The organism is Terrimonas sp., from assembly GCF_003075435.1.
GTDB lineage: Bacteria > Bacteroidota > Bacteroidia > Chitinophagales > Chitinophagaceae > Agriterribacter.
The window spans coordinates 1-15,467 of record NZ_QCZJ01000044.1 but is presented as its reverse complement, the minus strand read 5'-3'; the positions used below and the strand labels follow the sequence as shown (position 1 = coordinate 15,467).

The window sequence follows — 15,467 nt, the reverse complement described above, 5'->3', positions numbered from 1 at the left end:
ATTTTAAATCATATTTTGCAATAGCACAAAAGTGGTATTTGTGCGTTTTTTTTGCAACAATTAACCAGCACGTTTGTGGTAAAGAGCATTTGCAGGCATGGAGAATATAACAGTTATTCCTTATTCGTGTAATATGCGCATTTGCCCTTTAAGAGAGGTATAGTTTGTTAGCATTAGCTGGTATAAACAGAAATGATCCATAAATAGCTACAGTAATACCCGAGAAGTGATGTTTTTCTATAAAAATACAAAACGCTATGATATATACTCGCCAATACTATTGCACCGCAACAAAATAAAATGATATCATAACTGAAAGTTTGAGTCATTATTTATCTCGAACGTTTATAGAATTAATGTGCTTCTTTATGATTTTCATTTTCCAAAATACTTATTCAACGCTTCTGTTCTGTTGCTTACCTGCAGTTTATCATAAATATTAAAACAATGTCTCCGTACAGTATCAATACTTATGGAAAGGTTATGCGCTATTTCTTTATAAGGCAGGCCTTTTGCCAGCAGGTTCAGTATATCTTTTTCCCTTAAGGTGAGTATGGCCAGCGCTTCAGGAGTTGGTTTATTATCGCTGCTTTTAGCTGCCAGCAGGCTCTTTATCACCGAATCGCTGATCTTTACTTTTTCTTCTAATACTTCTTTTAAGGTATTGAGGTATACTGTAGGCTCGCTTCCCTTAAAAATATAATGCGCAGCCCCTGCTGCAAATAATTGTACTATCCTTTCACCGGTTTCATCCCCTGTAATAATTACCAGCGGCGAGGAAGGAAATATTTTTTTTATGATTGCTACTTCATCAATATCAGTAATTTCAGTAAGCACTATATCGGGGTTAGGCGTTTTGGAAGATACCAACTCATTAACTTTTTTAAAAAGCCCGGTAATTTCAAATTCAAAGGAATAATCAAACAACATTTTCAATGTTTCCCTGAAATCAGCATCAGGCACAATAACCGCTATTGTATATTCAGTTATTTTAGATTGTGTCATAAAAATCCATTTTCATCTGCATGGTGAATGGCATCTTTCAGGAAATTTTTAGCATTCTTCATATCGCCTTTTCCCCAATACATGATGGTGGTTTTTAAAGGCTGGTTAATTTTGTCGGATACTTTTTGTTGGTTTGGCGCCAGCATACGGAATGCGAATTGTATTGCCTTATGAATTTTATTTTCACTGGTATAAATAGTAATAAGCGGCAGTAAAGAAAAAGCGAGAAATGGATACCTGTATTTTATTATTTCTTTAAGAGATCGCATTGCGCTTTTTTTTGCTTCCTGCAGGTTTCCTTCTTTCAGGTAAATCCAGCTTGTAATAGAATCCATCAGGTATTTAAAAGTGGCGTTTTTATTAAAGTCCGCCGCCTTATACGCTTTTGCTGTCCATTCCCTGGCAAGGGCTATATCACGCTCTTTCCTGTAGCTGAAACAAATGGTACAATAAGCACGTACTATTTCTTCACCAAATCCATTTTCACCTAATGTATTTAAAATTTCCAGCGCGATTTTTCTTGATTTTTGAAAATCATGCCGGAACAGATATGTAAATGCCAGTATGTTTTGCAGGGTAATTTTTATGGCAAGATTGTTTTCTTTTTCAGCAAGATTAATGATGCCTTCACAAATCATGATCGTTTCATCAGGCAACATATACCATCCGTTCTTCCAGAGAATATCTGTGAATATTACATAACTGTAACGCGCTTTTTGAGAAAGGTTGCCATATATTTCAATGGCTGATTTCAGTTTTTCTTTTTTTTGTTCATATAATACCACTTTCCGCAGGTGCATTACAACGTAGGAATAATCAATCTGCAATTCTATCCACCCGAACCACATTTGTTCAGGTTCTTTTACTTTCATCAAAGCCAGCTCGGCTTTTTCATAAAAAGGCTCGGCTGCTTTAAATTGCCATTGCTGGTTATAGGTGTTTCCGATTTTGTGATAAATCCGTGCAATGGCGAGATGATCCTGCTTGGGTATTGCCTTCAATAATTTGCTCAATAATTTGCGTGCTGCCGAAAATTTTCCTGCAAGTGTGAGTAAGCCGGCATTTTTTTCAGTATGTTCTATCCATGAAATATCTTCCGTCTGTGAGATAATCTGTACCATAAGCAGCCTTTTTGAGGTTAAGATTATTGGTTACATAAGCAGGTTACAGGCTTGTATAAGATATAACAGATAATTGCAAAGGCGATGTAATTTAATAAGATTGTAAGAGTGGGCAATAACACTTTAGTGTTATTAATGGGTGATGAAATTTACCATTAGCTTTTAAAATATCGCCTCTCTGAGGCTCTTCGAAAATATGATTCATATTGTCTGCTACCAAACTGCCGGTCATAAATGACCTTGAACGCGCTTGCATTAAAAACAGGTACTGAACATATTATCCAAGCCCTGTATGGAGGGTGGTAATTTTGGTAGAATAAAGGCAGACCAATCAAATTCAGAAACAATTCCCTATGGCGGTATTTTTTTGCTCATTTATAATATTATCGCGGTAATAAAAGCATCATCCAAACTGTCGCATCTCTGAGGCTGCTCCTAAAATATGATTCATATTGTCTGCTATCAAACTGCCGGTCATAAATGACCTTGAACGCGCTTGCATTAAAAACAGGTACTGAACATATCATCCAAACCCTGTATGGAGGGTGGTAATTTTGGTAGAATAAAGGCAGACCAATCAAATTCAGAAACAATTCCCTATGACGGTATTTTTTTGCTCATTTATAATATTATCGCGGTAATAAAAGCATCATCCAAACTGTCGCCTCTCTGAGGCTGCTCTTAAATTATCGTTTAAATTGTATGCTACCAAACTGCCGGTCATAAAATGACCTTGAATACACACCTAAAAGCGCAGTTATTGAAGTAACACCCGAAGCCCTGTAAGGGCGGTAATTTGGTAGCAGTTCAATATTGCAATGTATTCGAAGAGTAGCTCCGTAGGAGCGGCATTATATCGCTAAAAATTCAGTATAACTCTGATTGGAATTTTGTAAATTGTATTTTACAAAAGCTTAATCTATGGCAAACACTTATTCCCAAATTTCTATTCATGCCGTATTTGCGGTAAAGGGTAGAGATAACCTGATTACTTCTTCCTGGCGTAACAACTTACACCAATACTTATCGGGTATTATTACAGGCAATGATGCAAAATCTCTTGCGGTAGGAGGATGGAAAGACCATGTACATATTTTTTTTGGGATGCCCGTAACAACATGCGTGGCAGATTTAATACGGATAACTAAAACAAACAGTAGCAAATGGATCAATGAGCAGAAATTCATTAAGGGGAAGTTTCACTGGCAAACCGGTTATGGAGCCTTTTCGCATTCCCGGAGTCAGAGAGGTGATGTAATTAACTATATTATGAAACAGGAAGAACATCATAAGCTCAGAACATTTAAAGAAGAATATCTGAAAATGCTTACAGATTTTGATGTATCATATAATAAAGAATATCTTTTTGAATTTTATGATGATTAAAATGTAATTGAAAATGTCGCCTCTCCGAGGCTGCTTCTAAATTATCGGTCATATTGTCGGCTACCAAAACACCGTCAATAAATGACCCTGAAAGTGCTTGTATTAAAAACAAGTGCTCAACATGCCATCTAAACCCGGTAAGTACGGTAATTTGGTAGTAAGTCAATACCGCAATGTATTTCGAAGAGCAGCTCCGGAGGAGCGGCATTTTCCCAATTCTTATACGAGTGGCGCCTTCTAAGCAGTTGAATAGAATTGTTGCAGTACACGAGTGCGAGGCAAGATAACCTTAATAATAGTACGGACGCTTGTAACATATAAATCATATCTCAGCAAAAATCACTTCCCATAATACTTATTCAAAGCCTCCGTTCTGTTGTTGACGTGCAGTTTTCCGTAAATATTAAAACAGTGCCGCCTTACTGTTTCAATGCTTATGCTCATGCTGAAAGCAATTTCTTTGTAGAGTAATCCTTTTGCGAGGCAGTCAAGGATTTCTTCTTCACGACGAGTTAAAGAATATTGTTGGGGAGGCGATTGTTTGCGGAATGACTGCACTACTTTCCTGGCTACCTGGCTGCTCATGGGGCTGCCGCCGTTGTATACTTCCACAACGGCTTCCAGTATTTGGGTAGGAGCGGTGCTTTTGAGTATATAACCATGCGCGCCGGCTGAAAGCGCGTGAAAAACTTTTTCATCTTCTTCATAAGCAGTGCATACCATGCACAGCAATTCCGGCTTTTTGTGTATTAATTGCTCTATTAACGCGATGCCATTTATGCCTGGCAGGTTAAGGTCAACCATTGCCACATCAGCACTGGAGAAAACATCATCATCTAAGCAATCTTCCGCGTTAGCATAGTCTGCCAGGCAGCAGAACCCCTGCGTGTTATTAAACAAAACCCTGAGCGCCTGGCGGTAGTCGGCAATATCTTCCACCAGTATTATATTGATCATTCCGCTAAAGTTAAACATGGTTCTGTTTATTTGAAATAACACTTTCGTATGAGATTTTGTTGATGGGTACGCAAAAACTTACACATGTGCCGGCTTTTTTCTCAATCTTTAATATGCCGCCAAGTGCCAGGGCATGCTGCTGCATGGTATGCAGACCATTTCCTTTATGCAGAGTGGCAACTATTTCATCAATGCCTATACCATTATCATGTACAATTAATGTTAATTGATCTGCAACTAAAGCGAAACGTATATCTACAAAATTTGCCTGGGCATGCTTTACAATATTATGTATAGCTTCCTTAATCAATAACATCAGGTGGCGGCGATTAATGCCATTGATCATTATCGGAGGAATATTTTCGGGCATTTCAATCTTATATTGTATGCCTGTTTCATCGAGTGTTTGAACTGTTTGGAGCCTGATATAACTAAGCAGTTGGTCAAACGTATCGTTTTTAATATTCAGCGCCCATACTATCTCCGTCATTTTTTGCAGCAATTCTTTTGAGTGCTTTGATATTTTAACCAGGTTCTCATTGGATGGATGGCGCCCGTTTAAATGATTATTTGCTTCGCTTAAAATGCGGATGGTTGATAAGCCACCGCCAAGATCATCATGCAGCTCTGTTGAAATTCTGGCACGTTCAAGCGCAACGGCATTCTGTAATTCCAGTTCTTTTTTCTGTTTGTATAATTTCCTGTTTATATAGAATTTTATAGAGAAATAAATAATACAGAGGCATAATAAAGTAATAATAGATTTAAACCACCAGGTTTTGTACCAGATGGTTTCAATAATAAAAGAAAAGTTTTTTTCATTTGAATATTCTCCATTGGGATGTTGCAATTTTATCCTGAATGTATACTTACCGGCAGGTAATTGCATGTACCGCTGCTCATTATTATAATTGCTATAGTACCACCTGTTATCGAAATTATCGAGCCTGAACATCACTTTATAAAAAGTAGTTTTATCAAAGTCAATAATATCGTGCTGAAATGAAATGTTATTTTGGTTAGGAGATAAATGTAATGTTGAATGTATTGTTTTGAGATTTATAATGCTGTCATTTATTTTTAAAGAATGTAAAATAAGGTTGGGTTTGGCGTTCTTATATATATCTTCAGGTTTAAACCATGTGAGGTTGGTGTATTTATCAGATAGTCCGATATAACCGTTGGTGGTTTTAGCGAGTTCAACTTCATTAACCTGAAATTTTATATTGCCCAACCCGTTGGCAGCAGAATACCTTAGGAATTCCTTTTCTACTGTTCTGAAACAAAATAAACCCGAATTGCTGGTAAGCCAGAGGTTGTCTTGTAGATCAGTAATAATATTGTAAAGACGCTTGTCCAGCAAACCCTGTTCTTCTGCATATATCTTGTATGCCCGGGCACTTCTTGTATTGGGGTTTAAGTGAATAAGCCCTGTTTTATTAATCAACAGCCATACATTATTATCGCTGGTAAGGGCAAAATCGGTTATTTCACCGGGAGGAATTTTCCTGTTTTCCTCTGCTGCTCCTGCAGAATATTGAATGGATTTGCCGTTTTTTTCCGTATAAATAAGCCCGTTATATAATGTGCTGATCCAGTATTTTCCATTCCCGGTTTTTATCACTTTTGTGAAGCCATATTTAAAATCCTCTTTTTTGAAACCATCTGGGATGAAGTCTGTAAGCAAACCATCTTCCGGAAAATAATTTAATAATATATTGCCCATCATTGTTTTTGTAAAAAGCAGGTATTCTCTTTTACCATTTAGAGTGTCTGGTATACATGCTGTCACACGAAAATGTTTAAAAACAGTTGAATCAACACGTGTTCTGTTTAAAGGCATATATCTTGATGCAAGCGTTTTGTAGTTTACAGTGAAAATCGAATCAAAAAGAAAGAGCAGAAAGTCTTCGCTTGATATAGGGACAACGCTGCTTGGTATTACGTCTTTCCTTTTTAACGTTGAAATGTTTTTGACCTTTGTTTTGCCGGTTAGGGTGTTCATCGTAGCAATGGAATTACTTTTGATACAAATAAGGTTATCGTCACGCGCCAGCAGAGATCCGGCAAATGGCTCTTTATCTTCAAAAGCAAATCCCCTGAATTGAACATTATATGATTGAAAAAGACTTACCCCATTTTGCTGCGCTATCCATATATTATTCAAAGCATCTTTAGTAAACCTGCTGATAAATCCTTTGGGGATGCCTGGTTTATATTCACTTAACTTATAGGAATAGCTGAATTGCTTAGTTTTGACGTTAAAAAAAATTATTCCTTCATTTTCTGTGGCAATCCATATTTCCTGATCTGAAAATTTTAGTATATCGTTGGAATTTACATCCTCAAAATCAATTTTTGTTATGTTGTCTTTATAAATGCTGCTAAGTTGTCCCGTTGATATCTGTAACCAAAAAGTGCCCCTGTCTGTAGCCAGCAGAAAGCTGTCAGTATTCCACGGCAAAACTTTTCGAACGGTAGGGCGAATTGATTTTTTAGTTTCTGCATCAATCATATTTTTATGAATAATGCTATTGTCAAGAGGATTAACAATACTAAGCCCGTTTATCATACCAACAAACAACGTGTCGGGCTTATAAAAAAATAATGAGCGTATATATTTATTGTATAAAGAGCTTTTATTGTCTGTTTCGAAAGTGGTAAATTTTTTCGTTGCTGTGTCTAATTTATAAAGCCCGTCGCCTCTTGTGCCTACCCATAAAAATCCCTTGCTGTCAAAACATAATTTTGATACTTTGGCATCGTAAAGAGAATCGTTGCTTAAAGTTGTTACACTTTTTTTCGGGCTGAAATAGCTAACCTTAAAATTAGGCTCATTGGGATCAACCATTCCAACACCCCGTTCTATACTTGCAAACCATATCCTGTTCTGAATATCTATTGTTACATCTTCTACATTTCCTTCTCCAATATATACTGGCTCTGTTTCACGGGAAAGAGGTTTAAAATAGTTTCCATTAAAAACATATAATCCCGAATTGGTGGCAACATATAAATATCCGTCAGCATTTTGTACTACGGCATTGCAGTAATTGGAAGATAGACCGTTTGTAACATCCCAGGTTTGAAAAGTATAAGGAAATGATTGGGATATACCTTCGAGATAAATAATTAATGATATGACAGAAAACAGGTATTTCACATAACTGAATTTATTTTTTCGACAAAGCAGGGAGGATGCCAGCGGAACGAGGCTAAACAGGAAGTGCAGAAGATATTGTATATGTAGAAGCTATATCAAGATAAAGAAAATATATCAGAATTGATTGAAGATCACAAACTTTTTCCCCACTCGATCAATTTAAAAACTTCTGCCGGAGTAACGCCCACCTTTTCATCTCTCTTTTCTCCTAAACGTACAATCACTATTTGTTTTGATGGTATGCAGATGATATACTGTCCGAGTATACCGCGGGCATAAAATATTTCAGGCTCATTGGGAATTATCCACCATTGGTAGCCGTAATAGTTACAGGGCTTATCAATATCATCAGGAATCATACAGGGCGTAACAGAAGCCTTAAAGTAGGCGCTGTCAATAACAGGGACCCCATTTATTTTCCCACTATCCAGCATCAACTGGCCGAAGCGTGCAAAGTCTCTGGCATTGGTATTAAAACAGCAATAAGCTTTTTCATGACCCCCCGGTTTATCTTCGCTCCACAGTGCGGAGTGTTCCGCGCCAAGCGGTTTCCATAATTTTTCAGAAGCATATTCAGCCAGGCTTTTGCCTGTTGCTTTCTCTACAATCAAACCTAATAGTTGGGTGTCCCCGCTTTTGTAGTAATGATATGTGCCCGGCGTTTTAATAATATTAACAGAAGTTGCTGTTTTGTATACATCATTACCATAATACAGTTCCGTTGTTACAGAAAGGGGATTAGCATAGCTTTCGTTCCAGTCGCTGCCACTGCTCATTGTAAGCAGGTCTGCAATTGTCACTTTGGCTTTTTCTCCCTCTGCAAATTCAGGTAAATATTTTCCTGCAGGGTCATTAACGGAACTGATCTTTCCATCACGTATAGCCGCACCAATTAATAAGGATGTAATGCTTTTTGCAACAGAAAAAGAACCGGTGAGTGAACTGTCGCTAAAGCCCGGCCAATATTTTTCAAACAAAAGTTTTCTGTCTTTGATTACCACTATACCCACTGTTTTAAGACTGGTAAGATATTCTTCAAAATCATCCGGCATTTTTATCTTTCCATAGTCAGCAGATAACTGCCAGGGGAGGGGTGTGCCGGCGGCTACCTTTTCATTATCAAAAATTGTATAATCATCTATATTGGCAAAATTATATGCTACTGCTTTATAGAGATATGTTTTGTTGGTAAGTACCGGAAGTAATACGATTACAAGCAGAACGATCAATAAAATCCGCTTAAGACGAGGGTTGCTTCTTTTCATAACGCAATAATTACTTAATCATACTTATTTTCGGGCAATTAAAGATAAACCAAATATCACGATGAATATAGTAATACTCGATGGATATACATTAAATCCCGGTGATCTTGACTGGTTGCCGCTTGAAAAAATCGGCAGGCTGAAAGTATATGAAAGAACGGCTGTTGATGATGTGGTTGAACGCGCCATTGATGCCGAAATAGTATTGACGAACAAAACTAAAATTACCGGTGATGCTATCAAAGCGCTACCCAGGTTGAAATATATCGGAGAATTGGCTACGGGCTTTGATAATGTGGATATAAAAGCTGCTAAGGAAAGAAATATACCCGTTTGTAATGTGCCTGGTTACAGCAGTTCATCGGTAGCACAGCTTACTGCAGCCTTGATGCTTGAGCTGATCTATAAAACAGGCAGGCGGTCAGATGAAGCCAAAGGCGGGGCATGGGTTAATAGTAAAGATTTTTGTTATGGTCATGCCGGGTTATTTGAGTTACAGGGGAAAACGATGGCATTGATTGGACTTGGGCAAATTGGTTCTGCAGTTGCCAAACTGGCCATGGCATTTGGTATGAGGGTAATAGCGTCTGTTCGTAATCCTGCAAAGTATAATATGGAAGGAATAAATTTTGTAAGCCGGGAAGAATGTTTCAGCGCAGCGGACTTTGTGAGTTTACATTGTCCCTTAACGGATGATACCAGGCAAATGGTAAATGCTTCATTGATCAGTATCATGAAGCCCTCTGCATATATTATTAATACAGCCCGCGGCGCTTTAATTAATGAAAAAGATTTAGCAGATGCATTAAATAGTAGCCGGATTGCCGGCGCAGCACTGGATGTTTTGTCAACCGAACCGCCATCAGCAGATAACCCTGTGTTTAATGCTGCCAATTGCATCATCACGCCGCATATTGCCTGGGCAACAAAGGAAGCAAGAACAAGGCTACTGAATGAGTCCATAAAAAATATTGAAGCTTTTTTGAAAGGAGAGGAGAGGAATGTGGTTAATTTGAAAATTTGAAAATGGGGGAAATGTGGGAGTGTGAGAATGTGGAAATGTGAAAATGTAGAAGTATGCAAATGTGGAAATAAACATCTTACATATAGGCAGGTATAGAAAATTAAGAATATGAACGATGGTTCAAAATCGGTTACTGATAGCTGATCGCTGATAGCCGACAGCTATTGCCTTTCTCCCCTTATCTTTGCTCCATGCATTACGTTTCTGCTGAAGGATTAGGAAAATCTTACGGAATTAAGCCGCTTTTCAACAACCTGAATTTTCATATTGAAGAAGGAGATAAAATTGCTATTGTTGCCCGCAATGGCTACGGAAAATCTACTATACTCAAAATAATTGCCGGTAAGGAAACGCCGGATGAAGGCAAGGTATGGATCCATAAAGATGTTACCGTAGCATTGTTTGAACAGGAGCCTTCATTTATTGAAGAACTAAGTATACTGGAAAATATCTTCCATCATAATCATCCCGTAATTAACGCGATTAAAGCATATGAAGCTGTAAGCGAAACAGAAGATGCCGCGCTAATTGGAAAAGCGATTGAAAAAATGGATGAGCTCGGCGCCTGGGATTTTGACAGTAAAGTGAAACAGATCCTTGGCAAACTCAATATTCACCACCTGCAGCAAAAGGCTGGTACACTTTCAGGCGGACAAAGAAAGCGGGTGGCATTAGCAAGAACACTGATTGATATCGGCTTTGAACATAAGCATGTATTGCTGATCATGGATGAGCCCACCAACCATCTTGATGTGGAAACGGTTGAATGGCTGGAACATTATCTTAACCAGGAAAATGTAACCCTGCTGCTGGTTACACACGACCGTTATTTTTTGGATGCTGTTTGCGAAGAAATATGGGAGCTGGATGGTAGCGAACTATATGTTCATAAAGGGGATTATGAAAATTATATTGAAAAGAAAGCTTCAAGAATAGAGCAGCAATCTGCCAGTATAGATAAAGCTAAAAATTTATACCGCAAGGAGCTTGAATGGATACGCAAACAGCCGAGGGCAAGAACTACAAAATCTAAAAGCCGTATTGATGCTTTTACGGATGTGGAGCATAAAGCCAAACAAAAAATTGAAGATAACCAGGTGCAGCTGAATGCTAAGATGACAAGGCTTGGAGGTAAAGTTGCTGAACTAAAGAAAGTGTATAAATCGTTTGGCGACCGCGTAATATTAAAAGGATTTGATTATACCTTTTCCAAAGGCGAACGGGTTGGCGTTATTGGCAAAAACGGCGCAGGCAAATCTACATTCATTAATATTCTGCAGGAAATTGAAAAAGCTGATAGCGGTAAAATAAATATTGGGGAAACAGTAGTGTTTGGATATTATTCGCAGCAGGGATTGGAGATAAAAGAAGATGTTCGTGTAATCGAATTTGTAAAAAATATAGCGGAAAATTTTCCGCTTGCTGATGGCGGCTCGCTTAATGCTTCGCAGTTTCTTCAATTGTTTTTGTTTGAACCCGATCAGCAGTATACGTATATTTCCAGGTTAAGCGGGGGAGAAAAGAAAAGGCTTTTACTGCTTTCTATTTTGTTTAAAAACCCTAATTTTTTAATTCTTGATGAACCAACGAATGATCTTGACCTGCCAACCTTAAGTGTGCTTGAAAACTTTTTGAGTGAATACAGGGGATGTCTTTTAATAGTATCTCACGACCGGTACTTTATGGACAGGCTAACCGATCATTTGTTTGTATTTGAAGGAAATGGAAACATAAGAGATTTTCCGGGTAATTATACACAATACCGCCTCTGGAAAAAAGAGCAGGAAGAAAAAAAGGCTATAGCTCCTGTAGTTAATAAACCCCAGGATGCGGAAATCAACAGCGTTCCATCTGCTGAAAAAAGAAAAATTTCTTACAAAGAAAAAAGGGAATTTGAGGTTCTGCAAAAGGAGATTGAAACACTGGAAAATGAAAAAGCTGAAATAAATCTCCAATTGAATGAAGGGAAATTGCCTTATGAGCAACTACAAAAACTTGCACAACGGATAGGAGAAGTATCTGCTCAATTGGATGAGAAAGAAATGCGCTGGCTTGAATTAAGTGAATTGATTGAGGGGTAGATGGGCTTTGAGCTATCGGCAATCAGCTATCAGCAGGCTCAGAAATCGTGAGATTTGAAACTTGTAACCTGTTACCTGCAACTTCAAATCACAAACCATAAACCACAAACCCCGCACCTTCCTACGGCGTTGCTTCAACAACTACTGTTTGTTTTAAACGCATGGCCACAGGTTGTTCCTGGCGAATGGCTGGTTTCCATTGCGGCATGTTTTCAAACTTTTTTTCCAGTTCATCATTTAAATCGTCATTACCCCCCTTAACCACTTTAGCATAAACAGGTTTACCTTCTTTATCTATAATATAATCTATAACTATATATGCTGCTCTTTGCCCCTCAGGTAATAAAGGAGCAAGTTCTTTGCCTGCATTTTCCAGGAACGACTGAAAAGCCTTTGTCCCCCCGGGAAAGACAGGCTGATTGTTAACTACTTTAGCCAGCTCATCTTCAGGGATCGGTATTTTTTTATCAACAGGTTCTCTTTTAGGCTTATTAGCAACGGGTTCTTTTGCAACTTTCGCAGGCAGATCCTGCATGGCATAATCGCCCCTGTCATTCACCATGGCTACAGGCACCTGTTTGTTTTTTTCAAAATAATCGTATGCAGACTGCAGCGTGGTTGCAAGCGGTCTGTAGGTTTTATACATCTGCAGAAAACGTTCAAGGTAACTTACACTGCGGGCATTATTGAATTGCACAGGAAAAATGTGCACAGGAATGTATTCCTGTCCCATGGCACGTGCATAGCTGGTAATGATGTATAGCTCTTCAATCTGATCGTTATTAATGGGGATGCAACCTTCGGTTACGCATGAACCATGTATGTAGATATCCCCACCAGGCGCAAGTGAATCACTTAATAACCTGTCGGCAGCATTAGGATAGTTCAACCCCAGCGATAAATGGTATGCGCTGTTGGGTTTAAATTCATTTATATAATAAAATCCCTCAGGTACCTGGTAATCGCCCTGCATTCTCTTTGGACCAAGTGAACCTGCCATTGCACAAATTTTATATGTCTTAAAAAGTTTGAAATCTTCTTTAGCTGTATTTTTTACCCATACTTCAAGCTGGCTGTCGTATTTAAAAGAGCGTATATAAACATATTTTGCAGGCCACTGTAACTTTTTGGATTCAAACTGTTTACGAAGCGTATCTTCTTTTCTTCTGAAAACATCAGCAATTTTAGCAAACGACTTTTGATAGTCTACAAATGAGTTTTGCCCGTTAACCGAATACGCGAGCCCAACCAGCACAATAATGGTAAAAATATATTTTGCTTTGCTCATTATTTGAATGCGTTTGTATTCTTTTTCAGCTCTTTGTGCAAATATCATGCTTATTGCAATATGATATTATTAAAAATCTCAACAACATGTGGACTACGCCATCTTTATACTTATTTTAACGGTAAACACTACGATGTATTTTATATCCATTTGATTTTCACTCTTTATTTCTGCCTCTTTATTATCTTCACGCCTCATTTCTAAAGAATAATATGATAAAAGCCGGTATTTTAGGAGGAGGTCAATTAGGAAGAATGCTTTTACAGGCTGGGGCAAATTACCCCGTTGAGACTTATGTAATGGAAAATGATCCGGAATGTCCTGCGGCACATCTCTGCCATCATTTTGTAAAAGGGAATATTCAGGATTTTGATGACGTATACAATTTTGGTAAGGGGTTGGATGCACTTACCATAGAAATTGAATCTGTTAATGAGGATGCGCTTGAAAAACTTGAAACAGAAGGCGTGAAAGTTTATCCACGCAGTTCATCATTGCGCATCATAAAGAATAAAATATTACAAAAAGAATTTTACGAGGCTCATCAAATCAGAACGGCTCCGTTTACTATAACGCAAACCCGCAGGGATTTATATGCACATGAAGCACTTTTGCCTGCTGTGCACAAGCTGGGCATGGGAGGGTATGATGGGAGAGGTGTACAATTGATCAATACAAAAGAAGATTTTGAAAAAGGGTTTGATCAGCCCGGCGTGCTGGAAAAGCAGATCAATATTCATAAAGAGATAGCGCAGATCGTTGCGGTGAATGATGAGGGGCAAACCACATTGTATCCCCCGGTAGATATGGTTTTTGATCCCAGGCTTAATTTGCTCGATTACCAGGTGTCGCCTGCCGAGTTATCTGAAAATATATTGTGGAAAGTAGAAGCTATAGCATTAAAAGTGGTGAAGGAGCTCAAAAGTCCCGGCCTTTTCGCCGTTGAACTTTTTATTGATAAAGCAGGAGAAGTATATGTAAACGAAACCGCGCCGCGTGTGCATAACAGCGGGCATCATACTATTGAGGGCAATTACAGTTCTCAGTTTGATATGCTGTGGAGAATTATGCTTGGTTACCCGCTTGGGAATACAGCGCCTGTATTACCTGCAGCAATTGTAAATGTTTTGGGTGAAGAAAATTACCAGGGTGATGCAGCATATGAAGGATTGGAAGAAGTATTAAGAATGGATAATGTGTTTGTTCACATCTATGGAAAAAAACAAACCAGGCCAGGAAGGAAAATGGGGCATGTTACCATATTAAGCAACGACAGGGCGGATCTTAGTTATAAGAAAAACAGGATAAAGAGTGTTTTGAAAGTGGTGAGTAAGATGTAGGACTCAGGGCGATGGGCTTTAGGTAATGGGCAATGAGCTTTGGGCAACGGGCAATAGTAAATGGATTGATTGTGAGAAGTGGGGAAAAGAGCAAGACCATAAGAGGGTAAGAAAAATTTAATTACAAATAAATACTGATGGCTGAAAGCTGACTGCTGATAGCTCATAGTCCTCCGCCATCTCAAATCTCAAATCATGTCAAATCCTTTGGTAGCAATTATAATGGGAAGTGATAGCGATCTTTCTGTAATGCAGGAAGCTGCGGCAATATTAAAATCATTTGATATCGTATTTGAGCTTACGGTTGTTTCTGCTCACCGCACACCGGCACGGCTTTTTGAGTATGCTTCCAATGCAAGGGAAAGGGGACTGAAAGTGATCATTGCCGGCGCGGGCGGCGCTGCCCATTTGCCTGGTATGGTAGCTTCTTTAACTTCCCTGCCTGTTATTGGTGTACCAATAAAGTCTTCCAATTCAATTGATGGTTGGGATTCTGTATTATCTATTCTGCAAATGCCCGGCGGCATTCCCGTAGCAACAGTTGCATTAAACGGCGCTAAGAACGCAGGGATACTGGCGGCTTCTATTATTGGCGCTTTTGATACCGGTGTGGGTAATAAAGTTGCAGGCTATAAAAAGCAGCTTGAATCTGAAGTGCTTAAAAAAGTTGATAAGCTGAAAGCAGATGGATGGCAAAATGGTTTTGATAAATAGGGCTTGCTGTTTAACTCAGTTTCGATGATATTCTGATAAAAATCAGTATATATTCATGTTTTGGTAATCAAATGCTACAAAGGTTTTGAATCAAACTTTTCAAAAACCATGCAGATGTTTCAG

The 15,467-nt window shown here is 38.5% G+C and carries 11 protein-coding genes; 5 read left to right on the top strand and 6 right to left on the bottom strand.

Annotation, left to right across the window (positions count from 1 at the left end):
* Positions 1 to 375: 375 nt before the first annotated feature.
* Positions 376 to 1,005 carry a response regulator transcription factor gene (locus tag DC498_RS24960; protein ID WP_240628095.1) on the bottom strand — a complete coding sequence of 210 codons (630 nt, stop codon included), beginning with the start codon at positions 1,003 to 1,005 and terminating at the stop codon, positions 376 to 378.
* Positions 1,002 to 2,126 carry a tetratricopeptide repeat protein gene (locus DC498_RS24955; RefSeq protein WP_116876847.1) on the bottom strand — a complete coding sequence of 375 codons (1,125 nt, stop codon included), beginning with the start codon at positions 2,124 to 2,126 and terminating at the stop codon, positions 1,002 to 1,004. The genes DC498_RS24960 and DC498_RS24955 overlap by 4 nt, the downstream gene beginning before the upstream one ends.
* 921 nt (positions 2,127 to 3,047) lie before the next feature.
* Here DC498_RS24955 and tnpA point away from each other — a divergent pair.
* Positions 3,048 to 3,512: an IS200/IS605 family transposase gene (tnpA, locus tag DC498_RS24950; RefSeq protein ID WP_116876846.1), complete on the top strand. Its 465-nt coding sequence runs from the start codon at positions 3,048 to 3,050 to the stop codon at positions 3,510 to 3,512.
* Positions 3,513 to 3,851: 339 nt separating this feature from the next.
* Here tnpA and DC498_RS24945 read toward each other — a convergent pair whose 3' ends face one another.
* The 3 genes from DC498_RS24945 to DC498_RS24935 all read right to left on the bottom strand — a co-directional run bounded on the left by DC498_RS24945 (position 3,852) and on the right by DC498_RS24935 (position 8,897).
* On the bottom strand, positions 3,852 to 4,469 hold the full coding sequence (locus tag DC498_RS24945) for a response regulator (RefSeq protein ID WP_116876857.1): 618 nt from the start codon (positions 4,467 to 4,469) through the stop codon (positions 3,852 to 3,854).
* Between the two features lie 10 nt (positions 4,470 to 4,479).
* Positions 4,480 to 7,632, bottom strand: a complete 3,153-nt coding sequence (locus tag DC498_RS24940) for a ligand-binding sensor domain-containing protein (RefSeq protein ID WP_116876845.1) — start codon at positions 7,630 to 7,632, stop codon at positions 4,480 to 4,482.
* Between the two features lie 131 nt (positions 7,633 to 7,763).
* Positions 7,764 to 8,897, bottom strand: a complete 1,134-nt coding sequence (locus tag DC498_RS24935) for a serine hydrolase domain-containing protein (protein ID WP_116876844.1) — start codon at positions 8,895 to 8,897, stop codon at positions 7,764 to 7,766.
* Between the two features lie 61 nt (positions 8,898 to 8,958).
* On the opposite strand from DC498_RS24935, the gene DC498_RS24930 reads away from it, so the two are divergent.
* On the top strand, positions 8,959 to 9,921 hold the full coding sequence (locus DC498_RS24930; protein WP_116876843.1) for a D-2-hydroxyacid dehydrogenase: 963 nt from the start codon (positions 8,959 to 8,961) through the stop codon (positions 9,919 to 9,921).
* Positions 9,922 to 10,112: 191 nt separating this feature from the next.
* Positions 10,113 to 12,002 carry an ABC-F family ATP-binding cassette domain-containing protein gene (locus tag DC498_RS24925; RefSeq protein ID WP_116876842.1) on the top strand — a complete coding sequence of 630 codons (1,890 nt, stop codon included), beginning with the start codon at positions 10,113 to 10,115 and terminating at the stop codon, positions 12,000 to 12,002.
* A 121-nt stretch (positions 12,003 to 12,123) separates the two neighbouring features.
* Here the strand turns inward: DC498_RS24925 and DC498_RS24920 are convergent, their stop codons facing one another.
* On the bottom strand, positions 12,124 to 13,290 hold the full coding sequence (locus tag DC498_RS24920; RefSeq protein ID WP_116876856.1) for a L,D-transpeptidase family protein: 1,167 nt from the start codon (positions 13,288 to 13,290) through the stop codon (positions 12,124 to 12,126).
* A 212-nt stretch (positions 13,291 to 13,502) separates the two neighbouring features.
* Between DC498_RS24920 and DC498_RS24915 the strand changes: the two genes are divergently transcribed.
* Positions 13,503 to 14,630 carry a 5-(carboxyamino)imidazole ribonucleotide synthase gene (locus DC498_RS24915; RefSeq protein ID WP_116876841.1) on the top strand — a complete coding sequence of 376 codons (1,128 nt, stop codon included), beginning with the start codon at positions 13,503 to 13,505 and terminating at the stop codon, positions 14,628 to 14,630.
* Positions 14,631 to 14,825: 195 nt separating this feature from the next.
* Positions 14,826 to 15,344, top strand: a complete 519-nt coding sequence (purE, locus tag DC498_RS24910) for a 5-(carboxyamino)imidazole ribonucleotide mutase (RefSeq protein WP_116876840.1) — start codon at positions 14,826 to 14,828, stop codon at positions 15,342 to 15,344.
* The last annotated feature ends 123 nt before the right edge of the window (positions 15,345 to 15,467 follow it).